The sequence below is a fragment of the Geothrix mesophila genome, from assembly GCF_022808835.1.
Lineage (GTDB): Bacteria > Acidobacteriota > Holophagae > Holophagales > Holophagaceae > Geothrix > Geothrix paludis.
Window position 1 is genome coordinate 69,220 of sequence record NZ_JAKZLD010000001.1, and the last position, 13,687, is coordinate 82,906.

The 13,687-nt window shown below is 69.3% G+C and carries 12 protein-coding genes and 1 tRNA gene; 6 read left to right on the forward strand and 7 right to left on the reverse strand.

The window, feature by feature from the left end:
* Positions 1-28 precede the first annotated feature (28 nt).
* The 4 genes from MLG87_RS15970 to MLG87_RS00310 are packed head-to-tail and all read left to right on the forward strand — an operon-like array spanning position 29 to position 4,183.
* On the forward strand, positions 29-1,282 hold the full coding sequence (locus MLG87_RS15970) for a sigma-54-dependent transcriptional regulator (protein ID WP_279341025.1): 1,254 nt from the start codon (positions 29-31) through the stop codon (positions 1,280-1,282).
* Complete coding sequence (locus MLG87_RS00300) at positions 1,279-2,262, forward strand: AAA family ATPase (protein ID WP_243293242.1); 984 nt, start codon at positions 1,279-1,281, stop codon at positions 2,260-2,262. The genes MLG87_RS15970 and MLG87_RS00300 overlap by 4 nt, the downstream gene beginning before the upstream one ends.
* A complete protein-coding gene (locus MLG87_RS00305; protein WP_243293243.1) occupies positions 2,259-3,077 on the forward strand; it encodes a helix-turn-helix domain-containing protein in 819 nt (272 codons plus the stop codon). The genes MLG87_RS00300 and MLG87_RS00305 overlap by 4 nt, the downstream gene beginning before the upstream one ends.
* Positions 3,074-4,183 carry a hypothetical protein gene (locus tag MLG87_RS00310; RefSeq protein ID WP_243293244.1) on the forward strand — a complete coding sequence of 370 codons (1,110 nt, stop codon included), beginning with the start codon at positions 3,074-3,076 and terminating at the stop codon, positions 4,181-4,183. Before MLG87_RS00305 ends, MLG87_RS00310 begins: the two co-directional genes overlap by 4 nt.
* Here the strand turns inward: MLG87_RS00310 and MLG87_RS00315 are convergent.
* The 6 genes from MLG87_RS00315 to MLG87_RS00340 all read right to left on the reverse strand — a co-directional run bounded on the left by MLG87_RS00315 (position 4,180) and on the right by MLG87_RS00340 (position 9,891).
* Positions 4,180-4,731 (reverse strand): peroxiredoxin, encoded by a 552-nt coding sequence (locus MLG87_RS00315; protein WP_243293245.1) that lies wholly within the window; start codon positions 4,729-4,731, stop codon positions 4,180-4,182. The two genes, MLG87_RS00310 and MLG87_RS00315, sit on opposite strands and share 4 nt — an antisense overlap.
* 127 nt (positions 4,732-4,858) lie before the next feature.
* A tRNA-Gly gene (locus MLG87_RS00320) sits at positions 4,859-4,933 on the reverse strand.
* A gap of 47 nt (positions 4,934-4,980) precedes the next feature.
* Positions 4,981-5,697 (reverse strand): ABC transporter ATP-binding protein, encoded by a 717-nt coding sequence (locus MLG87_RS00325; RefSeq protein ID WP_243293246.1) that lies wholly within the window; start codon positions 5,695-5,697, stop codon positions 4,981-4,983.
* A gap of 11 nt (positions 5,698-5,708) precedes the next feature.
* The gene (locus tag MLG87_RS00330) at positions 5,709-7,664 is read right to left on the reverse strand and encodes a branched-chain amino acid ABC transporter ATP-binding protein/permease (RefSeq protein WP_243293247.1); all 1,956 of its coding nucleotides are present in this window, start codon (positions 7,662-7,664) and stop codon (positions 5,709-5,711) included.
* Position 7,665: 1 nt separating this feature from the next.
* The gene (locus MLG87_RS00335; protein ID WP_243293248.1) at positions 7,666-8,544 is read right to left on the reverse strand and encodes a branched-chain amino acid ABC transporter permease; all 879 of its coding nucleotides are present in this window, start codon (positions 8,542-8,544) and stop codon (positions 7,666-7,668) included.
* Between the two features lie 72 nt (positions 8,545-8,616).
* Complete coding sequence (locus MLG87_RS00340) at positions 8,617-9,891, reverse strand: ABC transporter substrate-binding protein (protein ID WP_243293249.1); 1,275 nt, start codon at positions 9,889-9,891, stop codon at positions 8,617-8,619.
* Positions 9,892-10,237: 346 nt separating this feature from the next.
* Here MLG87_RS00340 and MLG87_RS00345 point away from each other — a divergent pair, with 346 nt between their 5' ends.
* Together MLG87_RS00345 and btsR are read left to right on the forward strand one after the other, a co-directional pair.
* The gene (locus MLG87_RS00345; RefSeq protein ID WP_243293250.1) at positions 10,238-11,920 is read left to right on the forward strand and encodes a sensor histidine kinase; all 1,683 of its coding nucleotides are present in this window, start codon (positions 10,238-10,240) and stop codon (positions 11,918-11,920) included.
* Entirely contained in the window at positions 11,917-12,630 is a 714-nt protein-coding gene (gene btsR, locus MLG87_RS00350) for a two-component system response regulator BtsR (protein WP_243293251.1), read from the forward strand. The genes MLG87_RS00345 and btsR overlap by 4 nt, the downstream gene beginning before the upstream one ends.
* Here the strand turns inward: btsR and lpxK are convergent.
* Positions 12,562-13,677 (reverse strand): tetraacyldisaccharide 4'-kinase, encoded by a 1,116-nt coding sequence (lpxK, locus tag MLG87_RS00355; protein WP_243293252.1) that lies wholly within the window; start codon positions 13,675-13,677, stop codon positions 12,562-12,564. The two genes, btsR and lpxK, sit on opposite strands and share 69 nt — an antisense overlap.
* Positions 13,678-13,687: the final 10 nt, after the last annotated feature.

A 13,687-nucleotide genomic window follows, 5' to 3' on the forward strand; every position in this document is an offset into this window, starting at 1 on the left:
GATAGCCGACAGCTGATAGCTTCTACCCATGGACCTTCTGCTGGTCGAGGACAAGGACAGCTTCCGGCGCCTGCTCATCCAGGCCCTGGAGGGTTCGGCCTGGTCGGTGCGGGCGGTGGCGGATCCGCAGGAGGCCCTGCGGGCCCTGGAGGCGGCGCCGTCCCATGTCCTGGTGACGGATCTGCGGCTGCCGGGCATGAGCGGGCTGGAGCTGATCCGGCGGGCCCGGCAGCTGCATCCCGCCCTTCGGGTGGTGCTGATGTCCGCCTTCGGAGAACCCCGGGACATCGTGGAGGCCATGCGCCTGGGGGCGGAGGACTTCCTGCCCAAGCCCTTCGACCTGGATGCCTTCCTGGCCCTCCTGGACCGCCTCCGGGCCCTGGTGGGCGCGCCACCGCCGGACCCCACGGAGCCCTGGGTCGCCCACAGCGCGGCCATGCAGGCCTTGGACCAGGCCCTGCGGCGGACCGCAGGCACGGCGCTGCCGGTGCTCTTCGTGGGAGAACACGGGGCGGGGAAGGGCCGCTGCGCCCGCCGCCTGCACGCCCTCCGCCATCCCGGAGCCCCCTACCTGAGCCTGTCCGCCGCAACCCTCGGGCCGGAGGGCCCGGACCCCAGCCTTCTCGAGCTGGTCCAGGGCGGAAGCCTCTATCTGGCGGGACTGGAGCATCTGGCACCGGAGGCCGTGGCGCCCCTGGTCCGGGTCATCGATGCCGCCGGCACCGGGTTCCGCTGGATGGCCGGGCTGGACGAGGGCGCGGGGCTCTCGCCGGAGCTGGCCCAGCGCCTGGGCTCCCTCGAGCTCCGGGTGCCCCCGCTGCGGGAGCGCCGCGAGGACCTCCTGGCCCTGGCCCGGGCGCTGCTCGAGCGGACCGCCCGCCTGGAAGGCCGGACGGCGCCCTGGCTCGAGCGGTCGGCGGAGCGCCAGCTGCTCGGCCATGCTTGGCCTGGGAATGTGCGGGAGCTGGAGGCGCTGCTGGCCCGGGCCCTGAGCCTCTCGGACGGACCTGCCATCCGGGCCTTTCCGGACCTGGAACTGGGCTGCTCGAATATCCTCAGCCTGCCCTGGCCCGAGCCGGGGCCCCTCGAGGCCATGCTGCGGACCGCTTCGCGCGCCGCGGAGGGCCAGCTTCTGCGGCGCGCCCTGGCCGAGGCCCATGGGGACCTGCCGCGGGCGGCGGAGGGACTGGGGCTCACCCTGCGCAGCCTGGCTCAGCGCTTGCGGGACCATGGCATCCCTCTGGAAGATAGAGACAGCCCCGTGCCCCGGAAGGCCCCATGATCCAGGATCCAGCCCAGGCCCCTCCCGTCGTCGCCCCTCCCGCGCGATCGCCGGAGGCCGTCCGTCCCGCGGTGAGGGCCGGCCTGGCCGCGCTCCAGGCCGTGGTGGTGGGGAAGGACGCCCAGGTCCGACGGGCCTTCGCGGCCCTGCTGGCGGGCGGCCACGTGCTGCTGGAGGATCTGCCGGGAGTGGGGAAGACCACGCTGGCCAAGGGCCTTTCGCGCATCCTGGGCGGCAGCTTCCAGCGGGTGCAGGGTACTAACGATCTGCTGCCCTCGGACCTGCTGGGCGTGCACCTGTGGGATGCCAAGGACCAGACCTTCCGGTTCCAGCCCGGCCCGATCTTCTGCCAGGTGCTGCTGCTGGACGAGCTGAACCGCATCGGCCCCAAGACCCAGAGCGCCATGCTCGAGGCCATGGTGGAAGGGCAGGTGACCCTGGACCGCAGCACCCACCGCCTGCCGGACCCCTTCTTCGTCATCGCCACGCAGAACCCCATGGATCACGCCGGCACCTTCCCCCTGCCGGAGAGCCAGCTGGACCGCTTCTCCTGCTCCCTGCACCTGGGCTACCCCGACCGCGAGGCCGAGCGCCGGATCCTCAAGGGCGAGGCGGGCTCGGATCGCCTGGATGCCCTGCGCCCGGCCCTGGACCTGGAGGGCTGGCGGCAGGCCCGGACCGCCGTGCGGACCGTGCGGGTATCCGACGCGGTGATGGACTACGCGGAGCGCATGGTGGAGCGCATCCGGACGGGGGGCGGTTTCTGCTCGACCCGCGCGGTCAAGCACTGGCTCGGCCTGGCTCAGGCCGAAGCGTGGCTGGAGGGGCGCGATTTCATCACGCCGGACGACCTGCAGGCCACCCTGGCGGACACCATGGCCCATCGGGGGAGCCTGGACGACCGGCGCCTCAACCGCGCCGAGCGCCGGGAGCAGCTGGCCCGCCTGCTGAAGGACCTGCCTGTGGGATGGGCGGGATGAGAGAGGACGAGACCGTAGGCCAGATCCTGCGGGACGCGCGCGTGGCCAAGGGACTGTCCCGCGAGATCCTGGCGGTGGAGCTGAAGCTGCCCCTCCGCCACATCGAGGCCATCGAATCCGACGACTGGGCCTCCCTGCCGCCGGGGCGTCCCCGGCCTCTGGCCCGCCAGCTGGCCAAGCGCCTGGGGGTGGATCTGGAGTTCCACACGAGCGCCTTCCAGATCGTGCCCGGAGCCCAGGAACTGCCGACGCCGGACCCCCGGCAGGAGCGGCTGGAGCGCGTCGTCATGGGCCTCCTCACCGTCGCCTCGGTCCTGGTGGCGGCCTGGCTGGTGGTGCCCGGTCCCAGCCTCGGCCGGAAGCTGGCTCCCAGCTATCTGACCACCCTGCCCAAGGCCACCCTGCCGCCTCCGCCGCCCCCGTCCACCTCCCCCTATCCCGTGCTGGGCGAGCTCCTGCCGGAGGCCCCCCTCAACGATCAGGGGATCCTGATCAGCCTGCGCGCCATGGACACCTGCGAGGTGCGCCTGGAACCCGCCCCGGAGACCGGCGGGCAGGTTCAGGTCCACACGCTGCGGGTCTCCGAACCCTGGCGGCTGCGCGCGAAGGGTCCCTTCACCCTCAGCCTCGACAACGCGGGCGTGGTGAATGTGGAGGTGGCCGGGGTGCGGATCGCCCACGGCCAGAATGTGGGCGAGGCCTGGTCCGGCCGGTTCGATGCCGAAGGGCATTGGCTCCGCCCGCCCGCCGCGCCTGCCCCCCCGCCGGCGGAACCCCAGCCGCCCGATGACCAGGAAGATGGAACCGAGCCATGAGCATGAATCCCATCGTCGAACGCTTCCTGCAGGGCACCCTGCCCGAGCCCATGGCCATGACCCTGGTGGGCGGAAGCCTGCCTGTGCCCACGAAGGACCTGCTCCAGGCCCTGGCTCATGCCGCGCTGCAGGAGACCCCCTACACGGCCAAGGCCCTCGAATGCCTCGCCTCCATGCCGGAATCCATGCTCTCGGGCGTCCTGCTGGGGCCTGTCGAGCCGCCTGGGCCCCTGCAGCTGGTGCTCTGCCACCGGAAAGAGCCGACCCTGCTGGAAGAGGCCCTGCTGAACCCCTCCCTGACCGCGGCGGTCGTGGAGGCTTCGGTGCCCAGCCTGCCGGGCTCGGTGCTGGAGATCGTGCTGAACAACCAGGTGCTGTGGATGGAGCGGCCGAGGATCCTCGATCTGCTGGAGGAGCACCCCGAGGGCGAATACGTCATCAAGCGCCGCGTGAACGAGTACCGCTTCGATGTGCTGCGCCTGGTCCCGGAGGAGGTCAAGAAGGAGCGCCTGGAGATCCTCGACGAGGTGGAAGCCGGGCACCTGGACAAGGCCTGGGCGGAGCTGCCCCTGCCCAAGGAGACCTCCAAGGAAGAGGCTGAGGCGGAGATCGAATCCGAGGAGATGGCCGCCGAGCGGCGCCTGCTGGCGCAGAAGCCCCTGGTGGACGACCAGGGCCAGGAGATCGTCCTCACCCTCTCCCAGCGGGTGGCGAGACTCCGGACCAACCAGAAGATCATGCTCGCCATCAAGGGCGGCAAGGAGGAGCGCACCATCCTCATCCGCGAGGCCAACCGCCTCATCCAGGTGAACGTCATGCGGAACGGTCGCATCACGGAGGGAGAGGTGGCCTACATCGCCCAGATGCGCACCGTGAACGACGAGGTGCTCCGGATCATCGCGGGCAACCGCGAGTGGATGAAGAAATACACCATCACCAAGGCCCTGGTCCTGAACCCGCGTACACCGCTCCCCCTGGCCATGACCCACTTCAAGCGCCTGCTCGAGAGCGACATGAAGCTGCTCATGAAGGACCGCAACGTGGCCGAGCTCCTCCGTCGCGAAGCCAAGCGGTTCCTGGAGATGAAGTCGCAGGGGAAGGGCTAGGGCTGCTTGTCTGCCTGAGTCTTCCACTGCCGCAGGGCGGCCAGGGCCAGGGTCACGTGCTGGTCGGGCTTGAGGTCCGTGAAGGCGTGGAGGATCCGGCCATCCGGGGCGATGACGTAGGAGGTGCGGTTGGCGAGCTGCGGCTTGGCGGCCAGGACCGCGTCGTAGGCCTTCATGATGGCCTGGTCGGAATCGGACAGCACCGCGAACTTGCCCCGGCACTCGCTCACGGAGAACTTGTTGAGCTTGTCGATGTCGTCATGGGATACGCCGACGACGGTGGCGCCAAGCTGGTGGAATGTGCTCACCGCTTCGGCGAACAGGTGGGCCTCGGTGGTGCAGCCGGGGGTGAAGGCCGCCGGATAGAAATAGAGGACCACGGGCCCCTTCTGGAGGGCCGCGGCCAGCGAGAACGAGGACACCTGGCCCCCGAGCGAGGCCTGGGCCTGGAAATCGGGGGCCTTGTCTCCGACCTTCAGGGCCGCGAAGGCCGGGAGGGCTGAGACCAGCGAGACCAGGGCCAGGGTGGACAGCTTCCTACCGGCCATCGAAACCTCCCATGTTGAAACCTGCGGTCCTTTGGATTCCCTGATCCACATGTTGTGACAGGAAATCAATTCCCGCCTTTCTCCATCTCCAAACCAGAAGGCCCGCCATGCGGCGGGCCTTCTGGTTTGGAGCGGGCGATCGGGATTGAACCGACGACATTCAGCTTGGGAAGCTGACGTTCTACCACTGAACTACGCCCGCGGCAGGGGTTCATGCTAGCGCAAGGCGGGGCCGGAGGCCAGCCCTGCTCAGCCCAGGTAGGCCGCGATGACGCGCTCGTTCCGCCCCAGCTCCTCGGGCGTGCCTTCGACGGCGATGCGGCCACGCTCCATGACGTAGGCGTAGTCGGCCACCTCGAGGGCGCTCTTCGCGAACTGCTCGACCAGGAGTAGCGTGATGCCCTCCTCCTTCAGGCGGCGGATGGTGCGGAAGACCTCCTGCACGATGACCGGGGCGAGGCCCATGGAGGGCTCGTCCAGCAGCATTACCTTGGGCCGGGCCATGAGGGCGCGGCCGATGGCGAGCATCTGCTGCTCGCCGCCCGAGAGGGTGCCGGCGGCCTGGCGGGCCCGGTCCTTCAGCCGGGGGAAGAGCCCATAGACACGGTCCAGATCCGCCTGGGCGCCCGACTTGAACCCCAGGAACTTGGGCAGCCGGCCGTAGGCGCCCAGCAGCAGGTTGTCCTCCACCGAGAGAGGGCCGAAGACCTTGCGGCCTTCCGGGGAATGGGCGAGGCCCAGCCGCGCGATGCGGGAGGCGTCGAGCCCTTGCACATCCTTGCCGTCCAGCACGACGCGTCCGCGGGAGGGACGGACCATCCCGGAGACGGCGCGCATGGTCGTGGTCTTGCCCGCGCCGTTGGCGCCGATGAGCGCCACCACGGCGCCGGGTTTCACGGTGAGGGTGGTGCCCACGAGCACCTCGCTGGCGCCGTAGCCTGCATGAAGGTCATCCACGATGAGCATGCCGGTCTCCTTCACGCGGGCAGGGGTTCGGCGCCGCTGGAAGGCGCGGAATCGCTGGCCTGGCCCAGGTAGGCCTCGATAACTTTGGGATGGCGCTTGACGTCCTCCGGGGCGCCTTCGGCGATGACCTTGCCGCCGTCCAGCACCGTCACCTGATCGCAAAGCTCGCTCACGACATCCATGTGGTGCTCGATGAGGATGATGGTGACGCCCCGGGCGTGGACCCGCTTGATGATCTCGATCTGCTGGAGGACGTCCGGATGGGAGAGTCCCGCCGCGGGCTCGTCGAGGATCAGCAGGTCGGGCTTGCGGGCCAGGGCCCGGGCGATCTCCAGGAACCGCTGGGCGCCGTAGGTGAGATCCTTCGCCCGGGTGCGCGCCTGGTCCTTGAGGCCGATGAGGTCCAGCAGGGCGAGGGCGTCGGCCTGCGCGCGCCGCTCCTGTGCGCGGGCGAAGCCCAGCAGCACCAGGGGGAGGGGCATCTTGTAGACGTTCTTCAGCGCAACCATCACGTTCTCGATGGCCGTGAGCTCGCTGAAGAGCTGGAGGTTCTGGAAGGTGCGGGCCACGCCGGCCCGGGCCACCCCCGTGAGGCTCCCCTGGGGCAGCGGGACGCCGCGGAGGGTCACGCCGCCGGAGGAGGGTGTGTAGAGGCCGGAGATCACGTTCACCACGGTGCTCTTGCCCGAGCCGTTCGGCCCGATGAGGCCGTGGATCGTGCCGGCGCGCACCTGCATGGACAGCCCGTCCACGGCCTTCACGCCGCCGAAGTGCCGCTTGAGGTCCTCCAGGACGAGCAGGGAGCCGTCGCCCTGGGCGCGCTGCGGGAGGACCGCCTCCAGGTCCGAAGGTTCCGGCAGGGGCGAGGGGGGCACGCGGAACAGCTTGGCGAGGAAGATGGCCAGGAAGCCCATCAGGCCCTCGGGCAGGCCGACCACCACGGAGAAGAGCATCAGGGCGAAGATGCCCTTGCGCCAATCTTCCGTGTTCTCCACGAAGAAGCCGCCGATGGCCAGGATGCCCATGGCGACCACGGGCGCGAGCGCCTGGAAGGGGCGGGTGGTCCTCTTGATCAGGCCCCGCAGGCCCGCCGCCAGGGCAAGGGCGAACCCGGCCCCGCTGAAGATGTGGAACAGCAGGGCGTTGGAGAGCAGGTTCGGCAGCAGGACCACCACGGTGGCTCCCACGAAGGCGCCCCAGAGGCTCTTGCGCCCGCCCAGCACCACGCCCAGCAGGAGGATGATCATCAGCTCGTAGACGAAGCTCTGAGGCTGGAGGTACTGGAAGTTGAAGGCGTACAGCCCGCCCGCGAGCCCGCCGAGACCTGACCCCAGCGAGAACGCGGCGACCTTGTGGTAGTAGGTGCCCACGCCCATGGCGTCCGTGGCGATGGGGCTGTCGCGCAGCGCCTCGAAGGCCCGGCCCCACTGCGAGGCCAGCAGGTTCCGCATCACCATCCAGACCATGGCCAGCAGGACCAGGCACAGCCAGAAGAAGATGGGGGGCGTGAGCGTGACTCCAAAGAGGGCCGGGCGCGTGAGGCTCAGGCCCTGCGCGCCCCCGGTGAGGCTCTCCAGTTCGTTGAGGGCCGTGGTGCTGAGGGCCGCGAAGCTGAGGGTGGCCAGGGCGAACTGGGGTCCTTCGAGGCGCAGGGCGGGCAGCGCGAGGAGGCCGCCCAGGGCCAGGCCCACGGCCGTGGCCGCGGCGAGGGCCGGCACCAGGCCGAGGCCCAGCTTGGTGACGACCAGGCCGGCGGTGTAGGCGCCCAGGCCCAGGAAGGCCACATGGGCGAGGTTCACCTGGCCCAGGTAGCCGACGGTGACGTCGAGCCCGATGAGCAGGATGCCGTAGATGGCCAATAGCGTCAGCAGGCCCAGGGCGTAGGGGTTGACGACCATCAATGGGATGGTGGCGAGGAAGGCGAAGACGAGGAGCTCCGCACCGCGGAGGAAGAGGACGCGCTTCATCTCATACCTTCCGGATGACGGCCTTGCCGAAGACGCCGGTGGGGCGGACGGCCAGGGCGAGGATCAGCAGGGTGAGGCCTGGCGCCTCGCGCCAGCCGCTGCCCAGGTAGAAGCTGGCCAGGCTCTCCAGTGCTCCCAGGGCCATGCCGATGAGCACCACGCCGAAGCCCGAGTCCAGGCCCGCCACCACGGCCACGGAGAAGGCCTTGAGGATGAGGGCGGAGGCCATGGTGGGGCCGACGGTGGTGATGGGGGAGACGAGGATGCCGGCCAGGGCGGCGACCACGCCGGACAGGGCGTAGGACAGCATCACCGTCCGGGTGGCGGAGATGCCCATGAGCTCGGCAGCGTCCCTGTCCGCGGACACGGCCTCGAAGGCCTTGCCCAGGAGGGTGCGGCGCTTGAACAGCTCGATGAGGCCCATGATGGCGAAGACGCCCACGGCCACGGAGAGCTCCAGCCGGGTGACATCCACGCCGAACACATGGATGGGATCAGCGGAGATGGGCGTGGGGAAGGGGCGGTCGTCGCGTCCCCAGATGTTCTCGGCCGCGGAGAAGAAGAAGAGGCCCAGGATGATCGAGAGCAGGATCCAGCCCTCGCTCTTCTGCTCCAGGGCCAGCCGGACGCCGGCCCGTTCCACGACCAGGCCCAGCAGGGCGCCGAAGAGCAGGCCCCCGGGCACCATCAGCCAGTAGGGCAGACCCAGGTTGGTGAGGGTGAGGCTGAAGAAGGCGGACACCATCACCAGCTCGCCCTGGCCGAAGTTGATGCTCTTGCTGGTGGCGTAGGTGAGCTGGAAGCCGTAGGCGATGAGGGCGTAGACGAGGCCCATGAGGGCGCCGCTGACGGCCATCTGTCCAATGATCGAAGGATTCATGTCGGTGGCCCTCGGGGCGGGGCGGAAAAGGCGGGGGGCCGAAGCCCCCCGGGATGTGCGGTGATGGCTGGTCTACTTGGTCTTGCCCTTGGCCTTGGGGGCCTGCTTGGCGGGGGCCTTGGCCGGGGTGCCGGCGGCCTCCTTGATGAGGCGGGCCTTGTCCGAGGCATTGCCGAAGACCACGCGGCCGTCCTGCACCATGCCCATCACGACCTGCTCGCGGCGGAAGGCCTCATGGGTGGTCACGTCCGCGGGATTCCACTTGGTGTAGGGGTGGTTCCAGGTGGCGATGACACCCTTCACGGGCTCTTTCAGGTCCTCCAGGGCCTCCTTGATCTTGTGGGTGTCCGTGGTGCCAGCCTGCTTCACCGCGGCGGCGAAGATGAGTACGGCGTCGTAGCCCTGGGCGGCGGCCACGGCGGAGGGGATGCGGTCCACCTTGTAGGCCTTGTGGTAGCCGTCGATGAAGGCCTTCGCCTTGGGCGTGATGGGCTCTTCGATGAAAGTCTGGGGCATCAGGGTGCCGTTGCCGTTCTTGCCGGCGTTGTCGATGTAGTTGGACATGGAGAGCGTCCACCCGCCGATGAGCGGCGCCTTCATGCCGATCTTGGCCATGCCGTTGGACACGGCGGCCAGCTCGGGGCCGATGGCCCAGATGAGGACGGCCTGGGCCCCGGCGGCCTTGGCGCGGAGCAGCTGGGCGGTCATGTCCTTGTCGCCGATGTTGAACTTCTCCTGGGCCACCACCTGGAGCTTGTTCCCCTGGAGCTTGATCTGGTTCAGCATGTCGTCGCGGCCGGACACGCCGTAGTTGGTGGAGTCGAAGATCACGGCCACCTTGGTGAAGTGGCGGTTGATGGCCTCTTCGACCACCATGGCGGCCTGGATGCCGTCATGGGCGGCGAAGCGGAAGATCGAGTTGTCCTTCACGCCGGCCTTGCTCCACTGGGTCATGGAGGCGGAACCCGCGGCGGGGCAGATGATCTTGGTGACGCCCTTCTCCTGGAGGTGCTTGTCGCCGGCCATGCAGACGCCGGTGTTCACGGTGCCGATGACGCCGGAGAGGTCGCCCATGGCGGCCAGCTCCTGGGCGATGAGGGCGCCACGCTCGTTCTTGGCCTCGTCATCGCGCTCGATGATCTCGATCTTCATCTTCCTGCCGCCAACCTGGATGCCGCCGGCGGCGTTGATCTCCGCGATGGCCAGCTTGGCGCCGTCCCGCGTGGAGGCACCCATGGGGGCAGAGCCGCCGGTGAAGGGGCCCGTGATGGCGAGCTTGACGGTGTCCCCGGCGTGGAGGCCGAAGGCCGCCAAGAGAAGGGATCCATAGAGGGTCTGCCTGAGCATGGGAGTCTCCTTGGAAGCAGGTTGTGGGGAATTGGGACGGATTATGGCAGGTTGCGCCAGGGGGTGGGGTCTCGGAGGCCTGCGGTTGCGCCTTGGTTTCCACAGGGCCCGGGGGGCCGGTCGCGCGGGGCTGCACACGGAGCTGGGAGGGGTGATCTGCCACCCATGTTCGTACGGGCCCGAGGGGGCGAGGGGAGGAAAGGTGGCCCACCGGCTGCTGGGACTTCCCGTCCGGCCGGAATCCGGCCGGGAGCGGTCGGAATGGCCTGCCGACCGTGGTCCGCGCCCGGCTCGAGGCAGGCGGGAACCCGGTATCGTAGGGGACACCCACAGGAAAGGAGGGACCATGAAGCTGCTGTTCTCCCTCATCCAGGTGGCGTCTTTTTTCTTGTTCGTGGCCTACGCCTATTGCAACTCCCCCATGTTCCGGATGCGCCGCCTGGAGGCCGCCTCGCGCCGGGACCAGGCCGTCATGTACCTCTTCTTCTCGGTGATCTCCATTGGGGGGACCTACCTCGGCCTTCCGGTGCATGGGGCCCTGGCCAACACCCGTGCCATCGGGCCCGTCCTGGCCGGGCTCGTGGGGGGACCGTACCTGGGGCTGGCGGTGGGGCTCACCGGGGGGCTGCACCGGTACTTCTATGGGGGGTTCACGGCCCTTGCCTGCGGCCTGTCCACCACGGTCGAGGGCGCCCTGGGCGGCGTCGTCCACCTCTACCTGGCGCGGCGGTACGGGGCGGAACGTCCCCTCAGTCCCCTCACGGCCCTGGTCACGATGATGGTGGCGGAGGCCCTGCAGATGATCATCATCCTGCTGGTGGCCCGGCCCTTCCCGGATGCCCTCCAGCTCGTGCAGGCCATCGCCTTCCCCATGATCGCGGCCAATTCCCTGGGGGCCGCGATCTTCATGAGCATTCTGCGGGACCGTCGGGACCTCTACGACCAGGTGGGAGCCGCCTCGACGGCCCGGGCCCTCCGTATCGCCGGACGGACCCTGGGCCCGCTGGCCAAGGGCTTCACGCCCGAGGTGGCCCCGGAGCTCGCGAAGATCATCCTGGAGGAGACCGGGGTCGGAGCCGTGGCCATCACGGACACCCAGACCGTGCTGGCCTTCGTCGGGATTGGGTCGGACCACCACAAGCCGGGCATGACCCTCGCGCCCGAGTGCCACCGCGCCATCCTCCATCGGGATGTCCAGTTCATGGACGGCGCGCACGAGGCCTATCACTGCGGGTATTCGGACCAGTGCCCGCTGGGCTCGGTGCTGGTGATCCCGCTGCAGGTGGATGGCGAGGTGATCGGGACCATCAAGCTCTTCGAGCCCGCCAGCAAGCGCTTCCTGAGCATCAACCGCACCCTGGGCGAAGGGCTCGCGCAGCTCCTGGCCACGCAGCTGCTCCGGGCGCGCTACGAGGAGCAGAAGAACCTGCTGGTGCTGGCGGAGCTGAAGCTCGCCCACGCCCAGATCAATCCCCACTTCCTGTTCAACTCGCTCACCACCATCCAGGCCATCATGCGCCGCGACGCGAACCGGGCCCGGGAGTTGCTGAACCACCTCTCGACCTTCTTCCGGATGAACCTCAAGCGCAGTCCCGAGTTCTCCACCCTGGAAGAGGAACTCACCCACGTGAACGCCTACCTGGAGATCGAGAAGGCCCGCTTCCAGGAGCGGTTGACCGTGGAGATCGACGTGGATCCCACCCTGCTCCAGGTGAAGCTGCCCACCTTCACCCTCCAGCCCCTCCTGGAGAACGCCATCAAGCACGGCATCGCCGACAAGCTGGAGCCCGGCGCGGCGCGCATCCACGCCTTCTGGGAGGACGGCGCCGCCCGGATCGACGTGGAGGATGACGCGGGCACCTATTTCGAGCGCAAGGAGCGCGGGAAGGACGGGCTCGGGCTCGGGATCGTGGAGAAGCGCATCCGGAACCTCCTGAAGGGGGGATCCGGCCTGACCGTGACCTGCGATCCCCATGTGCGGACCTGCGTGTCGATCCGCATTCCCGCGGAGGAGGCCCGGGCATCATGATGCGGACCCTGATCGTCGACGACGAGATGCACGTGCGGGAGGAGCTGGAGACGCTGCTGTCCGAGACCGGGGAGTACCTGGTGCTGGGCACCTGCTCCAACGCGATCCAGGCCCTGCGCGCGGTGAAGGCCATGCGGCCCGAGGTGATGTTCCTGGACATCCACATGCCCAAGATCGATGGCTTCCAGTTCCTGGGGATGCTCGATCCGGACGTGATGCCCCTGGTCGTGTTCGTGACAGCCTACGACGAGTACGCCCTCAAGGCCTTCGAGGAGAGCGCCCTGGACTACCTGCTCAAGCCCGTCCAGGCGGACCGCCTCGCCCGCACCACCGAGAAGCTGAAGCGGTTCCTCCGGGAGGGGAGCAAGCCTGCCTACGACAGCCCTTCCATCGAGCGGATCCCGTGCATCTCGGGCCACGGCATCAAGCTCGTGGACGTGGCGGAGATAGAGTTCGTGCGGTCCAGCGAAAGCGGCGTCCACCTGGTGACCGAGAAGGGCGAGTTCCTCACGGAACTCACCCTGACGGTCCTGGAGGCCAAGGTGCCGTCCCTGGCCCGGTGCCACAAGCAGGTGCTGGTGAACCTCCGCCAGATCGACGAGATCCTCCGCCAGGACGCGTCGTCCCTCATCCGGACCCGGTCAGGGAAGCTCGTGCCCGTCAGCCGCCGGTTCCTGCCCCAGCTCAAGGAGCGGCTGCTGATCCGCTGAGGCCGATCGGGCGGCCAGACCGGCCAGGCCAGCCAGCACCCAGGCCAGCAGGGGCTCTCCGCCGGCCACGTGCTGCTCCGCCACGTACAGGGGAAGCTCCAGTGCGGAGAGGTGCTCCGGACCCAGCTTGACCGCGTCCTTCTCCGTGCAGACGAGCCAGGACGCGCCCGCTTCCCGCGCCTTGGCCTGGAGCCAGGCCAGGCCACCGGGCGAGGGGCCCTGGTGGTCCGGGTAGCTGTGGGTTCCGGCCCACGCCTGGCCGGCCACCAGCAGGTCGGCGTAGAAGGCTTCCGGGTGGCCGAGGCCGCACCAGGCGAAGGCTGGCCCCATCCCGGGAAGGGGCAGGGGGTTGTGGTCGCCCGTGCCCCACCGGCGCAGCGCCCCCAGGGTGAAATCCACCCAGAAGAGGGGTCCGCCGCTGCCGTGGCGGGCCCACCAGGCCTCGACCATCGCGCGATTCTTCACCCGGGCGGCTCTCGTGATCACCAGCGCATGGGCCCGGCGGGCGCTGTCCACAGGTTCCCGCAGGTCTCCCAGGGGCAGCATCCGTCCGTTTCCCCATAGCCTCACGCCATCGAGCACCAGCAGGTCCAGGTCCCGGTGGAGGGCCCGGTGCTGGAAACCGTCGTCCAGCAGCAGGCAGCTCAAGTTCGGGCGCTGGGCCAGGGCCCGGAGGGCGGCCGCATGTCGCTTCCGCCCCACCACCATCCGCTCGGGACCCAGGCGGCGGGCCATGAGCAGGGGCTCGTCGCCGGTCTGGCGAGGGTCGGAATCCGCCTCCACGCTCATGGGATCGATATCCCGCCGCCCGCCGTAACCCCGGGACAGCACGGCATTGCGCCAGCCCGCCGCCTCCAGGCCCTCGGCCAGGAACAGGGTGAGGGGCGTCTTCCCGGTCCCCCCGGCGCTGAGGTTGCCGATGGACACCACCGGGACGGTGACGCGGGAGATCCGCTCGGGATGGGCGTCGAAGCTGCGGTTCCGGGCGCGCACCACCATCCCGTAGAGAGGGGACAAGGGAGCGGCCATGTAGCGCAGAATGGACATGGATCAGAGT